Source organism: Xenorhabdus bovienii (assembly GCF_024721015.1).
GTDB classification, from domain to species: Bacteria; Pseudomonadota; Gammaproteobacteria; order Enterobacterales; family Enterobacteriaceae; genus Xenorhabdus; species Xenorhabdus bovienii.
The window spans coordinates 1-25,336 of record NZ_JANAIF010000028.1 but is presented as its reverse complement, the minus strand read 5'-3'; the positions used below and the strand labels follow the sequence as shown (position 1 = coordinate 25,336).

At 47.2% G+C, this 25,336-nt stretch carries 19 protein-coding genes; 10 read left to right on the top strand and 9 right to left on the bottom strand.

From position 1 onward, the window contains the following. Window positions 1-42 precede the first annotated feature (42 nt). The 8 genes from nudF to folA all read left to right on the top strand — a co-directional run bounded on the left by nudF (window position 43) and on the right by folA (window position 9,774). Window positions 43-678, top strand: coding sequence for an ADP-ribose diphosphatase (nudF, locus tag NXS07_RS09545; protein ID WP_038186319.1), 636 nt, complete (start codon window positions 43-45; stop codon window positions 676-678). Window positions 679-782: 104 nt separating this feature from the next. Next, complete coding sequence (gene cpdA, locus NXS07_RS09540) at window positions 783-1,622, top strand: 3',5'-cyclic-AMP phosphodiesterase (protein ID WP_038209289.1); 840 nt, start codon at window positions 783-785, stop codon at window positions 1,620-1,622. After that, entirely contained in the window at window positions 1,622-2,230 is a 609-nt protein-coding gene (gene yqiA, locus NXS07_RS09535; RefSeq protein WP_038209287.1) for an esterase YqiA, read from the top strand. Before cpdA ends, yqiA begins: the two co-directional genes overlap by 1 nt. Before the next feature lie 75 nt (window positions 2,231-2,305). Then, window positions 2,306-4,201: a DNA topoisomerase IV subunit B gene (gene parE, locus NXS07_RS09530; RefSeq protein WP_038196631.1), complete on the top strand. Its 1,896-nt coding sequence runs from the start codon at window positions 2,306-2,308 to the stop codon at window positions 4,199-4,201. A gap of 53 nt (window positions 4,202-4,254) precedes the next feature. Beyond that, the gene (gene parC, locus NXS07_RS09525) at window positions 4,255-6,510 is read left to right on the top strand and encodes a DNA topoisomerase IV subunit A (protein WP_038221756.1); all 2,256 of its coding nucleotides are present in this window, start codon (window positions 4,255-4,257) and stop codon (window positions 6,508-6,510) included. A gap of 88 nt (window positions 6,511-6,598) precedes the next feature. Beyond that, window positions 6,599-7,330 (top strand): 1-acylglycerol-3-phosphate O-acyltransferase, encoded by a 732-nt coding sequence (locus NXS07_RS09520; protein ID WP_038196633.1) that lies wholly within the window; start codon window positions 6,599-6,601, stop codon window positions 7,328-7,330. A 277-nt stretch (window positions 7,331-7,607) separates the two neighbouring features. After that, window positions 7,608-9,029, top strand: coding sequence for a cell division protein FtsP (gene ftsP, locus NXS07_RS09515; protein WP_038209280.1), 1,422 nt, complete (start codon window positions 7,608-7,610; stop codon window positions 9,027-9,029). 259 nt (window positions 9,030-9,288) lie between these two features. Further along, window positions 9,289-9,774 (top strand): type 3 dihydrofolate reductase, encoded by a 486-nt coding sequence (gene folA, locus NXS07_RS09510; RefSeq protein ID WP_038196635.1) that lies wholly within the window; start codon window positions 9,289-9,291, stop codon window positions 9,772-9,774. A gap of 115 nt (window positions 9,775-9,889) precedes the next feature. Here folA and apaH read toward each other — a convergent pair whose 3' ends face one another. From apaH to lptD, 6 genes are all read right to left on the bottom strand, one after another. Continuing rightward, window positions 9,890-10,708 carry a bis(5'-nucleosyl)-tetraphosphatase (symmetrical) ApaH gene (gene apaH, locus NXS07_RS09505; RefSeq protein ID WP_258086647.1) on the bottom strand — a complete coding sequence of 273 codons (819 nt, stop codon included), beginning with the start codon at window positions 10,706-10,708 and terminating at the stop codon, window positions 9,890-9,892. Between the two features lie 2 nt (window positions 10,709-10,710). Further along, on the bottom strand, window positions 10,711-11,088 hold the full coding sequence (apaG, locus tag NXS07_RS09500) for a Co2+/Mg2+ efflux facilitator ApaG/CorD (protein WP_038196637.1): 378 nt from the start codon (window positions 11,086-11,088) through the stop codon (window positions 10,711-10,713). Window positions 11,089-11,116: 28 nt separating this feature from the next. Beyond that, window positions 11,117-11,941, bottom strand: coding sequence for a 16S rRNA (adenine(1518)-N(6)/adenine(1519)-N(6))-dimethyltransferase RsmA (gene rsmA / locus NXS07_RS09495; RefSeq protein ID WP_038196638.1), 825 nt, complete (start codon window positions 11,939-11,941; stop codon window positions 11,117-11,119). Then, window positions 11,934-12,926 carry a 4-hydroxythreonine-4-phosphate dehydrogenase PdxA gene (pdxA, locus tag NXS07_RS09490; protein WP_258086646.1) on the bottom strand — a complete coding sequence of 331 codons (993 nt, stop codon included), beginning with the start codon at window positions 12,924-12,926 and terminating at the stop codon, window positions 11,934-11,936. The genes rsmA and pdxA overlap by 8 nt, the downstream gene beginning before the upstream one ends. Beyond that, window positions 12,913-14,220, bottom strand: coding sequence for a peptidylprolyl isomerase SurA (gene surA, locus NXS07_RS09485; protein ID WP_258086645.1), 1,308 nt, complete (start codon window positions 14,218-14,220; stop codon window positions 12,913-12,915). Before surA ends, pdxA begins: the two co-directional genes overlap by 14 nt. A gap of 75 nt (window positions 14,221-14,295) precedes the next feature. After that, window positions 14,296-16,647, bottom strand: coding sequence for an LPS assembly protein LptD (lptD, locus tag NXS07_RS09480; RefSeq protein WP_258086644.1), 2,352 nt, complete (start codon window positions 16,645-16,647; stop codon window positions 14,296-14,298). Between the two features lie 182 nt (window positions 16,648-16,829). Between lptD and djlA the strand changes: the two genes are divergently transcribed. After that, window positions 16,830-17,639: a co-chaperone DjlA gene (gene djlA, locus NXS07_RS09475; protein ID WP_258086643.1), complete on the top strand. Its 810-nt coding sequence runs from the start codon at window positions 16,830-16,832 to the stop codon at window positions 17,637-17,639. A 6-nt stretch (window positions 17,640-17,645) separates the two neighbouring features. Here djlA and rluA read toward each other — a convergent pair whose 3' ends face one another. The 3 genes from rluA to NXS07_RS09460 all read right to left on the bottom strand — a co-directional run bounded on the left by rluA (window position 17,646) and on the right by NXS07_RS09460 (window position 23,907). Beyond that, window positions 17,646-18,299: a bifunctional tRNA pseudouridine(32) synthase/23S rRNA pseudouridine(746) synthase RluA gene (rluA, locus tag NXS07_RS09470; RefSeq protein ID WP_012988291.1), complete on the bottom strand. Its 654-nt coding sequence runs from the start codon at window positions 18,297-18,299 to the stop codon at window positions 17,646-17,648. A 134-nt stretch (window positions 18,300-18,433) separates the two neighbouring features. Continuing rightward, complete coding sequence (gene rapA, locus NXS07_RS09465) at window positions 18,434-21,343, bottom strand: RNA polymerase-associated protein RapA (protein ID WP_258086642.1); 2,910 nt, start codon at window positions 21,341-21,343, stop codon at window positions 18,434-18,436. 218 nt (window positions 21,344-21,561) lie between these two features. Next, entirely contained in the window at window positions 21,562-23,907 is a 2,346-nt protein-coding gene (locus NXS07_RS09460; protein ID WP_258086641.1) for a DNA polymerase II, read from the bottom strand. Between the two features lie 136 nt (window positions 23,908-24,043). Between NXS07_RS09460 and NXS07_RS09455 the strand changes: the two genes are divergently transcribed. Beyond that, window positions 24,044-25,318 (top strand): regulatory protein RecX, encoded by a 1,275-nt coding sequence (locus NXS07_RS09455; protein WP_258086640.1) that lies wholly within the window; start codon window positions 24,044-24,046, stop codon window positions 25,316-25,318. The last annotated feature ends 18 nt before the right edge of the window (window positions 25,319-25,336 follow it).

Sequence of the window (25,336 nt, the reverse complement as noted above, 5' to 3'; positions counted from 1 at the left end):
CATTTTAATAATAGGCAATTAAAAAAATAATTAGGAGACTTTATGAGTGAAAATCTCGTTTCACCGCTCACGTTTACGACGCAGGATGTTGAAATTATCTCCCGAAAAACGCTCTACCGTGGTTTTTTCAAAATGACCGAGTATCAATTCAGGCACCGCCTGTTTCGAGGAGGATGGAGCGATAACATCAAGCGGGAAGTTTTTGAACGAGGCCATGCGGCTGTTCTGCTGCCTTATGATCCGGTACGTGACGAAGTGGTTTTGATTGAACAGATCCGCATTCCAGCAATTGAAACCAGTGAAACACCTTGGTTGCTGGAAGTGATTGCCGGCATGATTGAAGAAGGCGAAGACGTTGAACAGGTAGTTCGCCGGGAAGCGATGGAAGAGGCCGGTCTTGAAGTCAAACGCTGTCAGCCTGCCCTGAGCTACCTTTCCAGCCCGGGAGGAACGACAGAACGTATGGCGATTTTTGTCGGTGAAGTTGATGCTGCCACGGCTTCAGGAATACATGGACTGGCTGGTGAACATGAAGACATTCGGGTTCTGGTTGTCAGCCGTGAGCAGGCCTACCAGTGGGTGGAAGAAGGGATTATTGATAATGCTGCTTCGGTTATTGCAATACAATGGCTAGCTCTGCACCATGAAAAACTCAAGACAGCATGGTTAGGGAAATAATTCCTAATTTATGCTGGAAAACGGGAAGTGTGTCCCAGTCAGCAGATCTTTTTTGTAAAGAAGCGCTAGAATAATTCTTATGACTGACAGGAAAAGGAAACCATTTGGAAAGCCTGCTTAAAGTACCTGTGGCGGAGGGAGCCACAGCCAGAATACTGCAAATCACTGATACGCACCTTTTCGCCAGTAAAGGCGATGCGCTACTGGGCATCAATACTTACCGCAGTTACCATGCCGTACTGGATGCGATCCTTGAGCAGAGTATTGATATTGACTTGATCGTTGCTACAGGTGATTTGGTTCAGGATCAGACGATCGGCGCCTACCAGAATTTTGCTGAAGGTATTGCCCGTCTGCCTGTTCCCTGTGTTTGGTTGCCCGGTAATCACGATTATCAGCCAGCAATGGTCGATGTGCTGGCGGCGGCAGGAATTTCACCTTCCAAACAGATACTCATTGGGCAGCATTGGCAGCTGGTGATGCTTGACAGTCAGGTGCAGGGCGTTCCTCATGGTGAATTGACGGATTACCAGCTTGAATGGTTGCAAAAATGTCTGGATGAGCATAATGATCGCAATACGATTGTTATGCTTCACCACCATCCTGTGCCATCGGGGTGCACATGGCTGGATCAGCATAGTTTACGCAATGCCCCGGCCCTGGCAGAATCCCTGAAGGATAAACGACAGGTAAAAGCGATATTGTGCGGGCACATTCATCAGGAACTGGATAAAATGTGGAATAGCATCCGTGTTATGGCAACGCCATCAACCTGTATGCAATTTAAGCCACATTGTACTAATTTTATGCTTGATACAGTGGCTCCGGGATGGCGTTATCTCGAACTGTCTGTGGCTGGCAATCGGGAAGCGAGACTGCAAACGCAGGTTCACAGGCTGAAGAGTAATGAATTTTGCCCGGATTTAGATTCGGACGGGTATTAATGTCAACGTTACTTTATTTACATGGTTTCAACAGTTCGCCACAATCTGCGAAAGCAAATGCGCTGAAAATGTGGTTATACCAGCAGCACCCGGAAATCGATATGCTCGTGCCGCAATTGCCTCCTTATCCTGAAGACGCGGCCAGTTTGCTGGAAGATTTGGTAATGACTCGCGCCGGCGAAAGTATCGGTCTGGTAGGCTCTTCGTTTGGCGGTTATCTGGCCATCTGGCTTTCACAATGCTTTGGCCTGCCTGCCGTAGTCGTCAATCCTGCGGTGCGCCCATTTGACCTTCTTCAGAATTATCTTGGGGAAAACGTGAATCCCTATACCGAAGAGCGGTATACTCTCCAGCAAAGCCACATTTATGATCTCAAAGTAATGCACATTGACCCGCTGGAATCGCCAGATCTTATCTGGTTATTGCAGCAAACAGGAGATGAAGTGCTGGATTATCGTCAGGCCATTGCTTACCTGATGCAATGCAGACAGACGGTCGAATCAGGTGGGAATCATGCTTTTATTGGTTTCGAACATTACTTCCCTCAAATCATCAACTTCTTGGGGCTAACCAGCGGCAATAACAAAAAAATTGCCAAAAATAGATAAGTGACTGGTATTATCAACAGTATATATCAGTACTGATTAGCCCTTTAATCACGAAGCAACCGACAGAATTACAACATGACTCAATCTAGTTACAACGCAGAGGCCATTGAAGTCCTCAGTGGCCTGGAGCCAGTTCGTCGCCGCCCAGGAATGTACACCGATACAACCCGTCCGAACCATCTGGCACAGGAAGTGATCGATAACAGCGTGGACGAAGCTCTAGCGGGTCACGCGAAACATATTGAAGTGATCCTTCACAGCGATCAGTCTCTGGAAGTGATAGATGATGGCCGTGGTATGCCGGTTGATATCCATCCTGAAGAAAAAGTTTCTGCTGTTGAGTTGATCCTCACTCGCCTGCATGCAGGGGGAAAATTCTCCAATAAAAACTATCAGTTTTCCGGTGGCCTGCATGGTGTCGGGATCTCTGTGGTCAACGCCCTGTCCAGAAGGGTGGAAGTGACTGTTCGCCGTGACAGCCAAGTCCATCAGATTGCCTTTGAAAGTGGCGATAAAGTGCAGGAACTGGAAGTTATCGGCAGTTGTGGGAAACGTAATACGGGGACGAGTGTCCATTTTTGGCCGGATGAGAGTTATTTCGATATCCCCCGTTTTTCTGCATCGCGTTTAACCCACTTGCTGAAAGCAAAGGCGGTATTGTGTCCGGGTGTTGAGATTGTCTTTAAAGATAAACTCGCTGGTACAGAACAAAAATGGTGCTATGCCGATGGTCTGACTGATTATCTGCTGGAAGCCGTCAATGGGTTGGTGACATTGCCACAGGCGCCATTCGTGGGCGTATTGCGCGGGGATACCGAAGCGGTTGACTGGGCGTTGCTTTGGCTACCAGAAGGCGGTGAATTGCTGGCCGAAAGTTACGTCAACCTGATCCCAACCATACAGGGCGGAACTCACGTTAATGGCCTGCGCCAAGGTTTGCTGGATGCCATGCGTGAATTTTGCGAATTCCGCAACATACTGCCGCGCGGAGTTAAACTCTCTGCCGATGATATCTGGGATCGCTGTGCTTACGTGTTATCCCTTAAAATGCAAGATCCCCAATTTGCCGGCCAGACCAAAGAACGCCTCTCTTCACGTCAGTCTGCGGCCTTTGTTTCCGGTGTGGTGAAAGACGCCTTCAGCCTGTGGCTGAACCAGCACATTCAAGACGCGGAACAACTTGCTGAAATGGCGATTGCCAGTGCACAGCGCAGAATGCGTGCGGCGAAAAAAGTCGTGCGCAAAAAGCTGACCAATGGCCCCGCTCTGCCAGGCAAACTGGCGGATTGTACCTCGCAGGATCTGAAACTTACCGAACTATTTTTGGTGGAAGGGGATTCAGCAGGCGGCTCTGCCAAGCAAGCCCGTGATCGCGAATATCAGGCGATCATGCCACTGCGCGGAAAAATCTTGAACACATGGGAAGTCTCTTCAGATGAAGTGCTGGCTTCGCAGGAAGTGCATGATATCTCCGTCGCTATTGGGATCGATCCAGACAGTGATGATCTCAGCCAATTGCGTTACGGCAAAGTCTGCATATTGGCGGATGCGGATTCCGATGGTTTGCACATAGCAACGCTGCTGTGCGCTTTGTTTGTCCGTCACTTTCTTACGCTAGTGAAACGTGGGCATGTCTATATGGCGATGCCGCCACTGTATCGCATCGATCTTGGCAAAGAAGTGCATTATGCACTGGACGAAGGGGAAAAGGCCGCCATACTGGAACGTTTAAGCCGTAAACGTGGCAAGCCGAATGTTCAGCGCTTCAAAGGATTGGGGGAAATGAACCCAATACAGTTGCGTGAAACCACACTGGATCCCAATACTCGCCGTCTGGTGCAATTGACTATCGACGATGACAATTATCAGGAAACCTTCTCAGTCATGGATATGCTTCTGGCGAAAAAACGCTCGGAAGATCGCCGCAATTGGCTACAGGAGAGGGGAAGTTCCTTCGATATTGAAGTATAGCGCACAGAATAGAGCGCACAGGTAGTCAACACAGATTCTGAGGAAATTAATACATGAGTGAGATAACTCACGATGGTGTGGAGCGCCAGCCGCTGCACACGTTCACCGAAAACGCCTATTTGAATTACTCCATGTACGTCATTATGGACAGGGCGCTGCCTTTTATCGGTGATGGTTTAAAACCTGTTCAGCGCCGTATTGTGTATGCGATGTCGGAACTGGGGCTGAACAACAGCGCCAAATTCAAAAAATCCGCCCGTACCGTTGGTGACGTGCTCGGTAAATACCACCCACATGGTGATGGCGCCTGTTATGAGGCGATGGTATTGATGGCACAGCCTTTCTCTTACCGCTATCCGCTGGTGGATGGTCAGGGTAACTGGGGGGCACCGGATGATCCGAAATCTTTCGCGGCGATGCGTTATACCGAATCTCGCTTGTCCAAATATGCCGAATTGCTGCTGAGTGAACTTGGTCACGGCACGGTAGATTGGGCACCAAACTTTGATGGCACGTTGCAGGAGCCGAAAATGCTGCCTGCGCGTCTGCCGAATATCCTGCTGAACGGCACGACGGGTATTGCTGTCGGCATGGCGACAGATATCCCGCCGCATAATGTCCGCGAAGTAGTCAGTGCGCTGGTTGCTATGTTGGATAATCCCAATTGTTCGCTTGATGATGTAATGGAATACATCAAAGGTCCGGATTATCCCACAGAAGCAGAAATCATTACGTCAAAAGAAGATATCCGCAAGATCTACAAAAATGGCCGTGGCTCGGTGCGTATGCGTGCGGTGTGGTCAAAAGAAGAGAGTAATGTTGTTATTACGGCTCTGCCACACCAAGTATCGGGTGCGAAAGTGCTGGAACAGATCGCCAGCCAGATGCGGGCGAAGAAACTGCCGATGGTAGATGATCTGCGTGATGAATCCGATCATGAAAATCCAACCCGGCTGGTGATTGTGCCTAAAAACAATCGTGTCGATGTTGAGCAGGTGATGAACCACCTGTTTGTGACGACCGATCTGGAAAAAAGTTATCGCGTTAACCTCAACATGATCGGACTGGATAACCGTCCCAACGTTAAAGGTCTGGTTGAGATCCTCAGCGAATGGTTGGTTTTCCGCCGCGAGACCGTGCGTAATCGCCTGAATTATCGGCTGGAAAAAGTCCTTAAGCGCCTGCACATTCTGGAAGGTTTGCTGACGGCCTACCTCAGCATTGATGAAGTGATCCACATCATTCGCACTGAAGATGAACCGAAGCCAGTGTTAATGCAACGTTTTGAACTAACTGAAACCCAAGCCGAAGCGATTCTGGAACTGAAATTGCGCCACTTGGCGAAGCTGGAAGAAGTCAAAATTCGTGGCGAGCAGGATGGACTGGCAAAAGAGCGTGACAAACTTCAGGCGATCCTCGGTTCTGAGCGTAAATTGAGTACTCTGCTGAAAAAAGAGATTATTGCTGATGCTGAGAACTATGGAGATCATCGTCGCTCGCCGTTGAAAGAACGTTCTGAAGCGAAGGCGATGAGTGATCACGATATCCTGCCTTCAGAGCCGATTACGGTTGTGCTGTCAGAAATGGGCTGGGTACGCAGTGCGAAGGGGCATGAAATCGATCCTGCTGGTTTGAATTACAAATCGGGTGACAGCTTCCGTAGTGCAGCACGTGGTAAGAGCAACCAGCCCGTTGTTTTTATCGATACGACAGGGCGCAGTTATTCCGTTGATCCGTTGGATTTGCCCTCTGCCAGAGGGCAGGGTGAACCGCTGACGGGTAAATTATTGGCATTACCGGCGGGAGCATCTATTGAGCACCTTCTGATAGCTAAAGAAGAGCAGAAATTCTTGATGGCATCTGATGCGGGTTATGGTTTTATCTGTACATTCAGTGACCTTATAGCTAAAAACCGTGCGGGTAAGGCGCTTATAACCCTGCCAGAAAATGCTAAGGTCATGCAGCCACTGGAGATCACCAACGAGCAGGATGATATGTTGCTGGCGATCACCAAAGAGGGTCGTATGCTGATGTTCCCTGTGGCGGATCTTCCTCAGCTTTCGAAAGGCAAGGGCAATAAAATTGTTTCCATTCCCGCAGCACAGGCGGCTTCTGGGGAAGATATGTTGAGCTGGTTGTTAGTATTGCCAGTACAATCCTCAATCACGCTCTACTTTGGCAAGCGTAAGTTACTGCTTCGTCCAGAAGACTTACAGAAGTTCCGGGCTGAGAGAGGGCGCAAGGGAACCTCGTTACCACGTGGATTACAGCGTGTTGAGCGTATTGAAGTGGAGATGCCCCGGTCATAGGCCGAAGGCAGTAACAAAACGATTTTTGTTACACAACAATCACAATAGCAGGCCAGATTTATTCTGGCCTGCTTTATAAGAGGCGGCTATGTTAGCAATCATTCGTGGAATTATTGTTTTTCTGTTATCAGTCCTGATATGTCTATTTGGTAGTATCTACTGTTTATTCAGCCCCCGTAATCCGGGTCATGTCATGACCTTTGGTCATGCATTTGGCAAATTGCACAAAGTATTTGGCATTAAGATGCTGGAGCGCATTCCTGAAGAGGCGAAGCAATATGGGCCAAGCATCTACATCGGTAATCACCAGAACAATTACGACATGGTCACCATGTCGAATGCCGTACAGCCCCGCACTGTAACCGTGGGTAAAAAAAGCCTGCTATTCATTCCCTTTTTTGGTCCGCTTTACTGGCTGACGGGCAATATTTTGATCAACAGAGAAAACCGCTCAAAAGCACACGGTACGATTTCACAGGTTGTTCAACAAATCAAAAAAAGGCATATTTCTGTCTGGATGTTCCCAGAAGGCACCCGCAGCCGTGGCCGTGGTCTGCTGCCTTTCAAAACAGGTGCTTTTCATGCGGCGATTGCAGCCGGCGTACCCATCGTGCCAGTCTGTGTTTCTTCCACGCATGATCGCATCAAATTCAATCGCTGGAATAATGGCACTGTCATTGTTGAAATGCTGCCCCCTATTGATACGACGAAATATACTAAAGAGCAGGTTCGTCAGCTGGCAGAGCATTGTCGTCAAATGATGCAAGCCAAAATTGAAGAGCTGAATAACGAAGTCGAAGTAATGGATAAGCGCAGATAATCAAATTGCTGTTGGTTAGGCTAATTTCATAACCTATTTTCTCCTGCTCTTTGGGCGGATTCTGGCTATAAATTTAAGATAGTTTTAGAATTTGCACTTTATTCGCGATATGATTGCGTTTAATAAATTAGCGTTTTTATTAAACGCAATCTGTAGAAAAATCAACCCCAATAGCCTAAATATTGGGTAATTCATCCCAATAATTATTTGAATTGTGAAGTGCTTGCGTTCATATAAGCAATCATTTGGGGATTGCTATTCCTGTCGTGGAGAAAATATGTCACTGAGTCGGCGCCAATTTATACAGGCTTCTGGTTTGGCAATGTGTTTAGGTGCGCTCCCTTTTGCGGTTCGGGCCAATAAAGATCAACAAACGGCACTGCCGCTCCCCCCCTTACTGGAATCCCGTGGTGGCCAACCCCTGTTTTTAGCCCTGCAAAAGACCCATTGGTCTTTTGATGGCAAAAATAAGGTGCAAGTTTGGGGCATCAATGGGCGATATTTAGGGCCAACCATTCGGGTTCGTAAAGGGGATAACGTCAAGCTGATATATAGCAATCGTTTGTCTGAACCTGTCTCAATGACTGTAGGAGGGCTGTTGGTTCCTGGGACATTGGTAGGAGGCTCGGCGCGCCTGATATCGTCAAATGAAAATTGGTCTCCGATTATCCCCATTAACCAGCCGGCAGCAACTTGCTGGTATCATGCCAACACGCCAAACCGAATGGCACAGCATGTTTATGCCGGGCTTGCAGGTATGTGGCTGGTGGAAGATGAAGATAGCCGCAGCTTACCTCTACCCAAAAATTATGGCGTTGACGATTTTCCTGTCATTTTGCAGGACAAGCGGTTAGATAATTTTGGTGTACCTCAGTATAACCCGGCGATCAATCAAGGTTTTCTTGGCGATACATTGCTTATTAATGGTGTTGAAAACCCTTTTATTGAGGTTGCCAGAGGCTGGGTCAGATTACGTTTATTGAATGCTTCTAATGCCCGCCGATATCAATTGCAACTCAGTGATGGCCGTCCTTTCTATATGGTAGGTACTGATCAGGGATTGTTGCCTGCTCCCGTGACGGTACAGCAATTGTCACTTGCTCCAGGGGAACGCCGTGAGGTTTTGGTCGATATGTCGAAAGTGGATAGCGTAGCCATTACCGCAGGAGAGTCGGCAGGCATGCTTGATCGTCTGAAAGGGCTGTTTGAGCCTTCAACCAAATTGCTGTCAACGACCGTCCTGACTATCAAGGCCAGTGGGCTGCTTTCTCTCGTGACAGATCAATTACCGACGCAGCTAGTGGTGGATACCACGGAAATTAACTCATCCATCCATAATCGTCAGTTTGTTTTGGGGGATGCGACTCAGGGGATCAATGGGGTATTGTTGAATAGGAATCGAATCGACATCAGCAGCCAGCAAGGTGCATGGGAGCGCTGGGTTGTCACTACTTCGGCTCCGCAGCCTTTCCATATCCAAGGGGGGAGATTCAAGGTCATCAGTCATAATGGAAATCGACCACTTCCACAAGATTATGGCTGGAAAGATACGGTTTGGATTGAGGGTAGAACCGAATTGTTGGTGAATATGATGCAGCCGTCTTATGAGGTCTTTCCTTTCAAGTACTACAGTCAAATATTGGAAATGGCGGATGACGGAGTGGCTGGCCAAATGGTTGTCACTCCAGCCACGAGCTAAGGAAAAAACCAATAATAATAACCACCACTGCTTTGCCTGATGTTGGAATAAGAAAAATGCCTCGAAGCCCTGTCAGAGCGGATGGAGCCATTATTTCAGAAAATCAGGGTGCTCCTGATGACGCGATCACTTGCTTGGAACTTGGTGCATGAACACACTATTTGTTCTGAATAAATTGCTAATCTTATCGACTGAGAGTAGCCCTTTCCGTATAGTGTCCAAAATTTTCATACTATTTATTTGCCTGTAAGGTGACTTAATGAATATCAGCTTGATTGCTGCGATGGCTATGGATCGAGTTATTGGTATGGAAAATGCCATGCCGTGGACTCTGCCAGGTGATTTAGCCTGGTTCAAACGCAATACACTCGGAAAACCGGTTGTGATGGGGAGGGTAACTTACGAATCGATAGGACGCCCTTTACCGGGACGCTTGAATATCGTGATAAGCAGTCAGCCAGCACGTGATAATAGTGCCACTTGGGTTCGCACTATCGAAGAGGCTTTGGCCGCAGCAGGTGATGTTGATGAAATTATGGTGATGGGGGGAGGCAAAATTTATGAGCAGTTTATTCCTCTGGCCCACCGTATGTATCTGACTCACATTGATGCGGAAGTGATTGGTGACACCCATTTCCCCGATTACGCACCCGATGAGTGGAATTCAGTCTTTACCGAATATCATGATGCAGACGAGCACAACTCACACGGCTATTGCTTTGAAATTCTAGAACGCCGTGAATGAGCGCCAGCAGTAAAAAACAATCACAAAAACAGCTGTAGTCAGCACAACTAATCAGATTTCATCTACGGAGTGTCGCAAGGCACTCCGGCGTCACAGATTTTATTCCGTGGGGTCATTAACGATTTAGCAATGATGATTGGCTGAAATATTGCTTATCTTCCCAACACAGCATTGTCAATTTACCTCCCCAACAGCAGCCAGTATCCAGCGCATAGATGCCGACAGGCGTACCTTTGCCCTCCAGTGCAGCCCAGTGACCGAATGCAATAGAATATTCTTCAGGGATGTTATGCGGCAATTCAAACCAGGGTTTTAGTGGGGCAGAGACATTTTCGGGTTTCGATTTGCAGATCATATCCAATTGACCATTTGGAAAGCAGTAACGCATTCGTGTCAGTGCATTGGTGCTATAACGCAATCTAGCAAGCCCGCTCAGTTCGGGATCCCAGTTATTGGGCATATCACCGTACATAGCATTGAGAAACAAAGGGTAGCTGTCACTGCGGAGAATGGCTTCCACTTCACGGGCACATATTCTGGCGGTGTCTAAATCCCATTGGGGGGCCAATCCTGCATGTGCCATGACCAGTTTTAGTTCATCATCAATCTGTAGCATTGGCTGCTTTCTTAGCCAATTAATCAAATCATCAACATCCGGTGCTGAGAGTAATTTATCTAGTTGGTCTTTCGGCTTATTACGGCTGATTTTGGCGTAAACGGCCAGCAAATGAAGGTCATGGTTGCCCAAGACCAGTTTAACCGCTGGGCCGAGTTGCTTGATATAGCGAAGCACCTCCAGCGAATCAGGGCCACGGGCGACCAGATCGCCCGTGAGCCATAACGTATCTTTGCTGGGATGAAAAGCAACTTGTTGTAATAAATCGCGAAATTCATGATAACAGCCGTGAATATCGCCAATAAGGTATGTAGCCATAGTTAATTTATCAGTGTTGGAATAGCCAGTCTGAACACGGGAATGGCGACACGAAATGGGCGACCATCATGATCACGCATTTCATAATGACCTTCCATTGTGCCTAAAGGCGTTTCCAGAATAGCCCCGCTGCTGTAGCGATAATCTGTTCCAGGAAGGATCACGGGTTGTTTTCCTACAACCCCTTCACCCTGAATTTCTGTTCGGTGTCCATCACTGTTGGTTATACGCCAATAACGGCTGATAAGTTGCACGGGGGAATGCCCAAGATTGTGAATTGATATCGTATAAGCAAACACAAAACGCTGTTGCTCTGGTTCTGATTGGCTTTCTACGTAAGTACTCTGTACTTGAATATGAATTCTTGGTTCGTTGAGCATAAATGCCTCCTGTTACTGTAATGGCTGTTTATTGATTTCTGGCAGTTTTTGCCTGAGATGATAACCAATTTGCCATCTTACAGTATTGCTCGACAGAAATGTTTTCAGCCCGTGTGCCCGGATCAACGCCCAGTTCAGACAATTGCTCAACTGAAAAGAGATCGCCAAGGCTATTGCGGATAGTTTTGCGCCGTTGGTTAAATGCCTGAGTAGTAACTCGGGCTAACATGCGAATGTCTTTAACCGGATAAGGCATAGCTTTGTACGGCATAAGACGCACAATGGCTGAATCCACTTTGGGGGCTGGCGTAAATGCAGTAGGTGGTACTTCAAGAACAGGGATAATCTGACAGTAATATTGTGCCATTACACTCAAACGCCCGTAGGCTTTACTGCCAGGCCCAGCGACCAGACGGTTCACCACTTCTTTTTGCAGCATAAAACTCATATCAGCGATAGCATCAGTATAGCTGAAAAGATGGAACATCAATGGTGTAGAGATGTTATAAGGCAAATTACCAAATACACGCAGGGACTGCCCCTGTTCCTTGGCCAGTTGGCCAAAATCAACGGTCATCGCATCCTGCTGAATGATGGTCAGCTTATCTTTTAGCTTAGGATGAACATGCAGGCGAGCTGCCAGATCACGGTCAAGTTCGACGACAGTCATTTTATCCATGCGCTCACCCACTGGCTCGGTCAGTGCACCCAGACCAGGGCCTATTTCCACGACAGCCTGACCAGGCTGTGGGTTCATCGCATCGACAATACTTTCAATGATAAACTGATCGGTTAAAAAGTTTTGCCCGAAGCGTTTACGGGCGTAGTGCCCTTGATGGACTTTATTATTCATTACTGTTTTGTATCATCTTAATTGCTAAATTTAATGCGGTAATAAAACTTCCCACATCTGCTTGGCCTGTCCCTGCCAGCTCTAGAGCTGTGCCGTGATCGACAGACGTTCGGATAAATGGCAGTCCGAGAGTGATATTCACGGCTCTGCCAAAACCTTGATATTTTAACACGGGTAACCCTTGATCGTGATACATCGAAAGTACGGCATCAGCATGATCCAAGTACTTAGGCTGGAACAGGGTATCGGCCGGCAGCGGCCCTTCTAGCCAGATACCTTCTGCCCTCAGGCTGTCCAATGCGGGAATAATCACGTTAATTTCTTCATGCCCCATGTGTCCACCTTCCCCTGCATGTGGATTCAGGCCACAAACATAGATATGGGGGCGGCGGATACCGAATTTGGTTTTCAGATCATGGTTGAGAATAGTGACTACTTCTCTCAGTGAATCAAACGTAATCGCCTTGGGAACATCCATAATCGGCAGATGCGTCGTTGCCAGCGCCACCCGTAGCTCTTCTGTTGCCAGCATCATGACTACCCTTGAGCATTGGCTGTGGTCAGCAAAAAACTCAGTATGCCCGGTAAAAGGAACGCCTGCCTCGTTGATGACACCTTTGTGGACAGGGCCTGTCACCAGCGCAGAAAACTCGCCATTCAGACAACCCTCGCAGGCTTTTGCCAGCGTTTCCGTGACATAAATACCGTTTTCCCGGTTCAATTCACCGGCAATGACAGGTGAATGGAGGGAAACGGGCAGAATAGTCAGGGTTCCGGCGGCCTGTGTTGGGGAAATGTATTCAGGGGAGTAAGGTTGTAGTTGAAGGGGCAGGTTGAGTTGCTTGGCTCGTGAGAGCATCAACTCAGGATCAGCACATACAACCAGTTGGATAGGCCACTCTTTTTGTGCGAGGGCAATGACTAAATCAGGGCCAACCCCGGCTGGTTCGCCGGGGGTGATAATGATGGGTTTATTGTTGTGCATCGCTACCATCTAAAATTTTCACATAAGCGGAGGCACGCAAATCCTGCATCCAGTTTTGTGTTTCTTCACCGAGTTTACGGTTTAACAGCAGGCGGTAGGCATTATCTTTCTGTGCCGAGTCCGTTCTGTCAACCTTGCGGGTATCAATCAGTTGGATTAAATGCCAGCCGAAAGTAGAGTGAACAGGCTGGCTGAGCTCATCTTTTTTGAGTTTCACTAAGGCATCACGGAAAGCTGGCGCATAAGTACTTGGTACATTCCAGCCCAGTTCACCACCACGCATGGCTGTGCCCGGATCTTCAGAATGCTTTTCCGCTGCTGCGTTAAATGTGATTTTACCACTTAAGATTTCTTCTCTAAGTTTCATCAGAGTGCTGCGGGCTTGATCATCGGTCATGATAGGTGAAGTTTTCAGCAGAATATGACGGGCATTAACTTCAGTGGCCGCAACCGGCGGCATATTGCTACCGCGGATATCATTAATTTTCAGGATATGGAAACCAACGCCGGAACGGATTGGGCCAATAATTTGTCCCTTATGTGCTGACTGGAGCTGTTCTGTAAACAGAGAGGGTAATTCCTGCAATTTTCTCCAACCCATATTGCCACCTTTCAGGGCCTGTGTATCGCCGGAATAGGTGATGGCCAGCTTACCAAAATCGGCGCCATTCTTGAGTTCAGATAAAATCTTGTTTATGATCGCCGTCGCTTTTTCTACCTGTGCTTGACTTGGATTTTCTCGCAGTGGAATCAGAATGTTGCTGACATTCAACTCGGTATTCTGGTTATTTTCGCTGCTAAGATTCTTGGCCAGCGCCTCAACTTCCTGTGGCAGGATAGTGACGCGGCGACGAATTTCATTATTGCGTACTTCGGCAATAACCATCTCTTTGCGGATCTGATTGCGGTAGGTATTAAAGTTGAGACCCTCGGCAGTCAGATTTTTTTTCAATTCATCCAGACCCATATGGTTCTGGGCGGCAATGTTTGAGATAGTGGAATCTAAGACTTGATCGGGGATAGTGATCTGCATCTGTTTTGCCATTTGCAAAATGATGTCATCCATAATCAAACGCTCAAGGATCTGGTGACGCAAGGCTTTTTCATCCGGTATTTGCTGACCAGCATGTTTTGCACTGAGTTTAACGGATTGTAATTGCTCGTCGACATCACTTTCCAGTACGACACCATTGTTGACAACGGCAGCAACCCTATTGAGTTCCTGTGGTGCTGCCATTGCGACAGTATTCACTGAAAACATCAATCCGAGAATGAGCGCTCTCCAGTTCTTCATACGTTTCCCATCATATCAATCCCGCCTTGGCGGGGTTATTGTGTTTACATTGTGTTTGCATCATGTTTATCAGTATCAGAATGCGCGCTGGTAAGGCAGAATACCTCTCTCCAGCATCTTCTGGCTACCCAAACTTTGATTGCTGCTTAAGCCACGAAGTTCAACATTGAATGACCATTTGTTGTCATATTCACTGCTGTTGTCCTTCCAGCTGACGATTTTACGTTCATAACCGACATTCACCGCCCAGCAGCAGGTGTTGTATTGGAGGCCAACCAGCTGGCTTGCCGGCTGTTTCTCTTTGGTATCGTAATAATATGAACCCACGAACGCCCAGCGATCCGCCAGCGGCCAGCTTGCCACTAGCCCGACCTGCGAAATGCCCTGCTGGAATGACGGCGCTTGGCTTCCAAGTGTGGCTTGAATATAGTCGCGGTTAACAAAACGATAATTCAACTGCACCAGACGTTCTGCATCATTGCGGTATTCCACTACCGTATTGCCCATTGCCACACTGTTCAGACGGGTATCGTATTGCAGACCCCCTTTAAATCCCCATGAATCATTGATTTTCCACTCAACATCTCCGGCCCATGTTGTCGCACCCGTACTTTTTTTGGTGTTGAGGATATTTTTGTTTGAGTCTTTGGAGTCAGTATCTTGGGTACGCGGACTTTCAAAGTAGTAGATTTGACCTACAGATAGGTTAAAACGTTCAACTAAATCTTCATCATAAATGCGGGTGGTGATGCCACTGGTAAACTGATTGGCAGATGAAATGCGATCCAGCCCACTGAAGAAGCGGTCTCGGAACAGCCCGGAATAGTTAGCCTGCAACAGGGAAGAATCGAAGTTGTTAATGTTATCTTGATTCTTATAAGGTACATAAAGGTACTGAACACGGGGTTCCAGTGTCTGAGTGTAATCCTTGTTCATATACATGGTGCGCTCAAACACCATCTTCGCATCGGATTTAAACAGTGGCAGGACACGGTTGACTGTCTTCTCTAGCGCAGAGTTCTGTGTCGTAGCAGGAACATCTTGCTGATAGTGGGTTGCCATCAATTTAAATTCATTATTGAGGCTTGCCCAGCGATTGGAGAGCGGCAGATTGATAGTCGGTTCCACATGCCAACGTGTTGCCTCTGGGGAATCTTTGCCTACGCTGGTGAATTTGGCAACTTGGGCATGGGTTCGGAAATCAAACGGCCCCAGATCATTTTTGTAGTAATTCAGATCAAGTTGAGGCTCTGCACGGTAAGCTTTCCTATCTTTTCCGGCAGTAAAGATCTGGAATTGCTTGCTTGCCAAGGTTGCATCCCAGTTCTGTTGGGCATAGCCAATACTGAATTTCTGGGTGGCATAACCGTCGGTACTGGTGCCGTATTGTGAGGTAAAATCAGTGAAATATTTGGAATCACTGACTTTGGTGTAATCAGCACTGAAACGCCATGCTTGATTGAGTACGCCACTGTGGTTCCAATAGAATAACCAGCGGTTATTGCTCTCCCGATCTGACAGGTTTTTATCAAGTTTTTTATCATCCGCATACAGGCGGTCATGCCCAAGCCAATCAAAAGCGACTGTACCCGCTCCGGCTTTTGTTAAGTAACGGAACTCGTTATCCAGCTTAAGACCCCGTTTACTGATCAGATTCGGCGTAATAGTGGCATCGTAATTCGGGGCAATATTCCAGTAATACGGCAGCTTGAATTGCACGCCTTCTTTATTGGAATAGCTACCATTGGGGATCAGAAAACCAGAACGGCGTTTGTCACCAATGGGGAGTTGCAGGTATGGGCTGTAAAATACCGGCACGTTGGCCACCCTGAAACGGGCATTCCAGATCTCAGCCACTTCTTCTTTACGGTCGAGGATGACTTCGGAGCCAACAACACTCCAGCTATCGTTGCCTGGCAGACATGAGGTAAATATCCCGTTATTCATAATGGTATAGCGGTTTTCATCGCGTACCATCAACTTATCTGCGTTACCGCGTCCTTGACGGCCAACCATCTGGTACTTGCCGTGTTCCATGTCCGTGTCTTTACTGTTCAGGTTAGACCAGGCACGGGGGCCCTTCAAAATAATCTGGGGGTCATCATAGCTAACATTGCCTGTTGCGATCACCGTCCTGACAGGGACTTCATCCTGTGTCTGTTCGAGCCACACTTTATCGGCTGTCAGCGTTTTATTCCCCTGTTGGATATCAACATTGCCGACGAACTCGACTGCATTGGGATATTCACCGTGTGTATCATCAGACTTAATGTTAATGGGAACTTGGTTGGGATCAGCCGTGATAATGGGTTTATCGTATACAGGTACGCCCAGCATACACTGTGCTGCAAGGTCAGCATGTGCTTGCTGACTGTAAATTGCTGCCCATACCATTGTGGCCAGCAGAGTGGGATAACATTTATTCATAGATAGTTATGCGGTTCCGTCATCAGTGGCATCATGCCGGCAAACGCTCAGAGACTAACGCACTTGATAAATATGCGCCAGAGTAAAGTTAAACTTTACTAATCTTGCTGTTAGGCACGGAGCTTAATGAATAGTATGATAATGCAAAATTGCGCTCAGGGCATTGAGGAATTGAAGAGTATATGCAGTATTGGGGAAAATTATTTGGATTGATATTTGGTATTGCTTCTGGTGCCGGCTTTTGGGGCATAGTGATTGGCCTGTTGCTCGGTCATGTACTTGATAAGGTCAGGATGCGCAATCAAAGACTTTCTGACAAAGGTCCATCCCGGCAGGCGCTGTTTTTTCGCAGCACCTTTCAGATATTGGGGCATTTGACCAAAGCAAAAGGCCGGGTGACAGAAACGGATATCCAGCTCGTCAGCCAGTTGATGGATAGGATGCAGCTGCATGGTGATGCAAGGGTTGCCGCACAGCAGGCGTTTCGTGAGGGTAAGCAACCCCGGTTTCCTCTGCGTGAAACACTTCGGCAATTGCGACGTGCCTGTTTTGGGCGCTTCGATCTGATTCGGATGTTTTTGGAAATTCAGTTACAGGCTGCGTTTTCAGATGGCGAACTGCATCCTAATGAAAGAATAGTGTTGTTTGTCATTGCTGAAGAACTGGGTATTTCCCGTGCTCAATTTGAGCAGTTCCTCGCCATGATGGAAGGTGGCCGCCATTTTGGTGGGCAATACCAGCAGCATGGCCGTTATCAGGATCATGGGCAGCCGCGGGCGACACTGGCAGATGCCTGCAAGGTGCTGGGTGTTAAGGAACATGACGATGCGACAACCATTAAGCGGGCTTATCGAAAACTGATGAGTGAACACCATCCCGATAAACTGGTGGCAAAAGGTTTACCGCCAGAAATGATGGATATTGCCAAACAGAAAGCGCAGTCCATCCAATCCGCTTATGATTTAATTAAAAAAGAAAAAGGTTTTAAATAACACCTGTCAAAAATCGGCCTTGCATTCAAAATGCATCGGAGTGCCGTAGGCCGGATGAGTAATCGACAACTCTTGTGCATGTAATTGCAGGCGAGGTGCCAGTTCTCTTGCCTGCTGATGAGCATAGAACCTGTCACCCAGAATGGGATTACCAAGCGCCAGCATATGTACACGTAGCTGATGGGATCGCCCAGTGATGGGAGCAAGCCTGACGCGAGTTGCCTGAGCTTCATATTCCAGCACTTGATACTCTGTCTGTGCCGATTTTCCGGTTTCAAAACAGACCTTTTGCTTCGGGCGGTTCGGCCAGTCGCAGATCAGTGGTAAATCTACCAGACCTTTTTCCCGTTCTAATTTTCCCCATACCCGGGCGATATAGACTTTTTTCGGCTCACGTTCGCGAAACTGACGTTTTAGCTCACGTTCAGCCGCTTTGGTCAGTGCAACGACCATGACACCACTGGTTGCCATATCCAGTCGATGAACAGATTCAGCCGTTGGAAACTCGGCCTGTATCCGCGTCATGATACTGTCCTTATGGTCCTCTGCTTTGCCCGGTACAGAAAGCAACTCACTGGGTTTATTGACAACCATAATGTGCTCGTCTTGATAAAGCACATGTAACCAGGGATCAGTCGGGGGATTATAAGATTCCAGCATAGTGGCTCCAGTTGGGTCGAAAAAATGACGGGGCGGATTTTATCAGCATATGATTTACGGTGTGAGATTAAAATGCAGGGGCATCTCATTGAGATCGCCCCGTATTTCAGGATTGGCTATTTATTAGTGGCTATTTATTGATGAGAGACCACCACCAAGCGAATGGCATCCAGACGCCAATTTGCCTGATCAAGATTGAGCAGCAGATGCTTATGTTCAGACTCAACCGCTTCCAGCTCATCATCACGGATATTTGGATTAACCGCTTTCAGCGCTTCCAGCCGTGACAACTCAGCAGACAGCACGTTATCTGCCTCTTTCTTCGCTTTCTCAATCACCTCACGGGCTTGCTGTTCCACCAGCGGTTCAGATTGCTGCAAAATAGCGTGAACTTCTTTTTGCACCGCACTGACCAGTTTACTGGCATTATGGCGATTGATAGCATTTAGCTGGCGGTTGAAACTTTCAAACTCCACTTGAGGTGCCAGATTGGTTCCTTTCAGATCCATTAAGAGGCGCACTGGTGTTGGTGGCAGGAAGCGGGTTAATTGCAGATGTTTCGGCGCTTGGGCTTCAACAACGTAAATTAACTCAACCAACAGCGTTCCGACTGGCAGTGCTTTGTTTTTCAGAATGGAAACGGCACAGCTTCCGGTATCTCCAGACAAAATCAGATCTAAGCCGTTACGGATGATCGGGTGTTCCCAGCTCAGGAATTGGGTATCCTCGCGGGACAGGGCTTTTTCACGATCAAACGTAATTGAGCAACCATCTGCCGGTAAGCCAGGGAAATCCGGCACCAGCATATGATCGGATGGATTCAGGGTAATAATATTGTCGCTGCGATCTTCCTGATTAATGCCAATGATATCGAACAAATTCAGAGCAAAACTCACCAGATCCGTATCGTTATCCTGTGCGGCGATGGTTTCTGCCAGCTTTTGTCCCTGCTCGCCACCATTGGAATTCATTTCCAGCAGACGGTCACGGCCTTGCTCCAGCTGCTGCCTGAGTTGCTCATGATGCTCACGGCACTCTGTAATGAATGGCGTGAAGCCAGCCTGTTCGTTTGGCTTGGCAAGGAAATTCACCAGAGTTTCATAATATTTGTCATAGATGGGACGACCGGTTGGGCAGGTCTGTTCAAAGGCATTCAAACCCTCGTGATACCAGCGCAGGAGAATCGATTGCGCGGTATTTTCCAGATAAGGTATGCTGATCTTGATATTCCGGCTTTGGCCGATACGATCCAGACGACCGATGCGTTGTTCCAGCAAATCTGGGTTGAAAGGCAGATCAAACATGACAAGCTGGTTAGCAAACTGGAAGTTACGCCCTTCAGAACCAATTTCAGAACAGAGCAGCACTTGCGCTCCTTCATCTTCGGAAGCGAAGTAAGCCGCGGCACGGTCGCGTTCCAGCAGAGATAACCCTTCGTGGAACACGGCACTGCGGATACCTTCACGTTCGCGTAGCACCTGCTCCAGTTGCAGGGCAGTTTCTGCCTTGGCACAGATCACCAGCACTTTTTCATCGCGGTTTGCCAGCAAGAAACCAAGCAGCCATTCCACACGGGGATCGAAGTTCCACCATGTCGCATTTTCGCCTTCAAACTCCTGATAGATCCGTTCCGGGTAGAGCATATCCTTAGCGCGCGCTTCTACGGATTTTTTGGCGCCCATGATTTCAGACACTTTGATTGCCGTCTGATATTGAGCGGGTAATGGCAGCTTGATTTCGTGCAGTTCACGGTGTGGAAAACCTTTGACGCCGCCGCGGGTATTACGGAACAGCAGGCGGCTAGTGCCGTGGCGATCCATTAACATCGCGACCAGTTCACGGCGAGCTTTTTCACTCTCTTCATCCTGATGACTGTTTGCCGCTTTCAGCAGAGGTTCAATATCCTGCTCGCTAATCAGTTCGACAATCAGGTTCTGCGGGTCATTGTTCAGCGTTTCGCCAGACAGCAGCAGGGTGACGGCATCAGCGACCGGACGGTACTTCTGCTGTTCATCAATAAACACCTGATAATCGTGGAAACGATTGGGATCGAGCAGACGCAGACGGGCAAAATGGCTTTCCTGTCCTAATTGCTCAGGCGTTGCTGTCAGCAGCAGTACGGATGGGATCTGCTCGGCTAACTCTTCAATGACCTGATATTCGCGACTTGGTGCTTTTTCGCTCCATTCCAGATGATGAGCCTCATCGACGACCATTAAATCCCAACTTGCTTCCAGCAGATGTTCAAAACGCTGCTTATTACGGCGAACAAAATCCAGAGAACAGATAATCAATTGTTCTGTTTCAAATGGATTATCGCTATCGTGCAGGGCTTCGGAATAACGACCATCATCAAACAGGGAAAAGCGCAGGTTGAAACGGCGTAGCATTTCCACCAGCCATTGGTGCTGGAGGCTTTCCGGCACGATGACCAGCACTCGTTCAGCACGACCGGCCATGAGTTGCTGGTGAATAACCATGCCAGCTTCGATGGTTTTACCCAATCCGACTTCATCGGCCAGCAACACACGGGGAGCGTGGCGTTTGCCGACTTCATTGGCAATATGCAACTGGTGAGGGATTAAGCTGGCGCGAATGCCACGCAGCCCACTTTCAGCTAGACGAAACTGCTCACTTTGATGTTTACGGGCGCGAAAACGCAGCGCAAAGCGATCCATTCGGTCAATCTGACCGGCAAACAGACGATCCTGGGGCTTATTAAACGTCAGCTTACTATCCAGAAAAACTTCTCGTAGGGTGATATTTTCCTCTTCAGTATCCAGACGAGTACCGATATAGATTAACAGGCCATTATCTTGCTGAACTTCATCGACCTTGAGTTTCCAGCCTTCATGACTGGTCAGGGTATCGCCCGCATTAAACATAACGCGGGTAATGGGTGAATCATTGCGTGCGTAAAGGCGGTTTTCTCCGCTGGCAGGGAAAAGTAACGTCACCATGCGCGTATCAAGCGCTACGACTGTTCCTAATCCAAGTTCGCTTTCTGTATCGCTTATCCAGCGTTGACCAAGGGTAAATGGCATAAATTTTGGCTCAGTTTTCTGTTAGACAATGTTATTTATGGTTGCAGGATGGCTGCTTTTGTTGGATATCGATCATCATTGGTTATCGATAGGGATAGTTTTCAACGACACTTTTCATCGCTCGTTTTTTGGAAACGAGGTCGTAAAAGCACCATTGCCCATTAGAGGGGCGATATGTTAATTCAAGAGGAGCAAGCCGTCACCTGCAAAAGTATCCATTATTCGAAAGATATTCTCATCTGCCCTGTCAGCAGGGTCATAAAGTTATCTTGAAGAAATGGCAGGATGGCGTCTGCAATCGGCATCAGTTGTTTATTAATGTAGTGTTCGTAATCCGGCAGCGTAGTCTGGTCTTCCAGAGGCTCAGGCCCTGATTGCGTGATGAGGTAGCTGATCCAACCGCCATTTTGGTATTGCAATGGACGATTGTTCAGCTGGTTATACTCATCCGCCAGACGTGCTGCCCGGACATGAGGCGGTACATTACGCTGATAATCAGACAGTTTGCGACGTAGCTGTTTGCGGTAAATGAGACGGTCATCGAATTTTCCTGCCAGCGTGTTGGCAACGTAATCACGGATATAATCTTGGTAAGGCTTCTGGTGAAAAATAAGGGTGTACAGTTCATTCTGGAAAATCTGCGCAAGCGGTGTCCAATCCGTTCTTATTGTTTCCAGCCCTTTGAAAATCATTTTATCGCCACTCAATCCGGCATAGCGTTTTTTACTGCCTTGTTCAGTGCCTCTCACGGTTGGCATGAGAAAACGGCGATAATGGGTTTCAAATTCCAGTTCCAAAGTACTTTCAAGATTGAACTGCGTTTTAAGATGGCTTTGCCACCATTGATTGACAAATTGCGCCAGCGAATGACCTATTTGACCGGCTTCTGCTTCAGAATGAGGGTGCTTCAGCCAGATAAAAGTTGAGTCCGTATCGCCATAAATCACCTGATACCCTTGTGACTCAATCAACTCACGGGTCTGGTGCATGATTTGGTGCCCGCGCAGGGTAATAGAGGAAGTCAGGCGGGGATCAAAAAAGTGGCAGCCTGACGCACCCAGTACGCCATAAAACGCATTCATGATAATTTTCAGCGCTTGGGAGAGCGGAGCGTTTTGTTGCTTTTTGGCTTTGTCACGTTCATGCCAGATTTGCGTGACGATATCAGGTAAACAATGTTGAGTGCGAGAGAAAAACGCTTGCCGAAAACCGGGTATGGCATGTTCACTATCGGGCTGGGCGAGGCCTTCTACCATGCCCACGGGATCAATCAGAAAAGTGCGAATAATAGAAGGATAGAGGCTCTTGTAATCCAAAACCAGCACTGAATCATACAGCCCCGGAAACGAATCCATCACAAAACCGCCGGGGCTATCACCGGAGTCAGTTGCATGAACGGGAGCGACATAGCCGATGCGGTGCATTCTCGGCAGATAAAGGTGCGTGAACGCAGCCACTGATCCCCCGCTGCGATCCACTGCCAGCCCTGTCACCGTAGCGCGCTCCAGCAGGAACGTCATCAAATCCGTCTTATCAAAAATACGGTTGACCAGAATACAGTCCTGCAAATTATAGTGGGCGAGGGCGGGTTTATCCTCCTGAAAGCGGCGATTGATTTCATCCATCCGATCATAGGGGCTATCAATGGCTTTTCCTTCCCCCAATAACGCCTGTGCGACAGATTCAAGACTGAACGAAGGAAAATTCCACGTTGCGGTTTTCAGCGCATCAATGCCATCAATAATCAGGCGGCCTTCAGCCGAGGCGAAAAAATGCCCCGGCTTGAAACCGTGCTCCCGCCATTCCAGCAAACCATGATGAGGACCGAGTTTCAGCGGTACGTTATAGCGTTCAGCATGTTTCTGTAATACTTTTAAATCAAACTGGATCAGACTCCAGCCAATAATGGCATCGGGATCGTAAAATGCTATCCATTCGTTTAGCTTTTCCAGCATCTGCGGACGGCTGGCGACATACTCCAGCTTGAAATTCCTATTTTGCCTGCCCCCGTTTTCTGGCCCCAGCATAAACACCGTTTGCTCACCGCAACCCGCTAATCCGATGGAATACAGCTCCCCATGCTGGCTGGTTTCAATATCCAGTGAAACCCATTTCAGTTTAGGGCGATAGGTGGGATTCGGTTTCATTTGATAGCTGCCATCCGGCTTCTGATTGAACCAGACGGGTGCGGTAATAAAACGCTCCATCATAAATCGGTCAGGTGGGCGGATATCGGTTTCGTAGAGCGGAATATCCTGCTCTTTCAGCGCTTTTTCTAGTTGTTGCAATTGACGATATTGCAGGCAATATAAGGCAGTAACAGGTTGGCGATTGAAATCTTTCAACGGAACAGGTTTGAATTCACAACGCTGTTCTTGGCCGATAATCCGCTTTGCCTTCTGCAAATCATGCTGGGGAATAAAAGCCACCGCTTTTTGGTGAGAAATAGTGATGCGGCGTGCACCCTGATCCGTCGCTAGCCAATATACTAACTCAATACCGGATGGCGTATCTTTCCAGTGGCGGGTGAGTATAAAACCTTGTTCAACATGCTTTGTTTGCATAATATTTCTGCAACTGTTTTTGTGTTGAGGGCAAAGAGCCGCCTCTACATTGTGATGAATAGTAGTCTAAACTATAGCAGTTACAATGGTTATTTATACAGTAGTTTTTTTAGTAAAGTCAGAATATAGGGTTTTTATGATGAAGAATGAATTGAGTAAAAAACAATCTGAGTTACTCGCCAGTTTTAATAAAGAAGAATTACTTGAAATCATCCATGTATTAATCAGAAATAATGAGCTGGCTCAAACCACATTAGTCAGTGGATATTTGCTGGAGTCTGAAGATATTCTGAAACTCATTGAAAAAGAGTATAAAAAACGCAGCAAGAGCAAACGATTTTTCGATTATTATGAAACGGATATCTTCTTCGGTGAACTGCATAGCTATATGGCAACGCTTTTTGACACGATTATCCCTTTAAAGCCAGCAGAATCAGAAGTGTTACTGTCAAATATGTTACAAGATTTTGAACGCCTGAGTGAAACTAAAGACACCTCGAGTGGTGGCTGGCAGGATTATTACTACTACCTTGTTGAATCTTGGATTAAGGCGTTATCTCTGCAAAAAGATATTGATAAGGTTACGGTAGCAAATAAGCTTTTCAATATTTTCCAAGGTGAATATTATTTCTCTTTGTCCCTGCTGGCTGAATATAAATCTACTTTGGGTCTTGATATTCTTCGCCAGCTAAGAGATATCTTTTATCAGCACAAAAAAGATGATGAAGCACTGGAGTTGAGTTATTCCATTAAAGATATTGAATTCTTCAAGACGTATCTCGATAAGGAGAAAGAGTTTTTATATCCAAGATATTATCTGGATTACGCTGAATTGCTGATTGAAGATGTCAGGTCTGATGAAGCTATTGTGTTGTTGGAAAATCTCAGAGAAAAAAACAACAAACTGCCAGTTGAACTCAATGATGATAAGATAATGGAATTATTGATTAAGGCCAATATGGAAGAGGGCAAGAAAGAAGAAGCCAGGCAACTTTGTATTAACGCTTTCAAGGAATACTATAACCATAAATTTTACGAATTATATGAAAATACTCTTGATAAGGATGAAAAAGGGAGTGCTATAAAATTATTTTTGGATATAGCTAATCAATATGAAGAAAACCGTTTCTTTTATTTACTATTCCTAATAGAAGTGGAAAGATTCGATGTGATCAATGATTACGTTTTGAATTTAGGAAAAGATAATATAATAAAAATTACCGATTCTATTATTCCCAGTACGGCGAGAAAAGTGTCAAGTTCACTGCATAAAAGTGGTTTTCCTCTTTCTGCGACGCTCGTAAGACGTGCGCTTGTTGAAGATGTGCTTGGTCGTGGAGCAAGTAAGTATTATAAGTTAATCAATGAAATTATCTGCACTTTTGTTATAGTCGGTAATACAATACACTGACTTACCGCGTCCACTAAT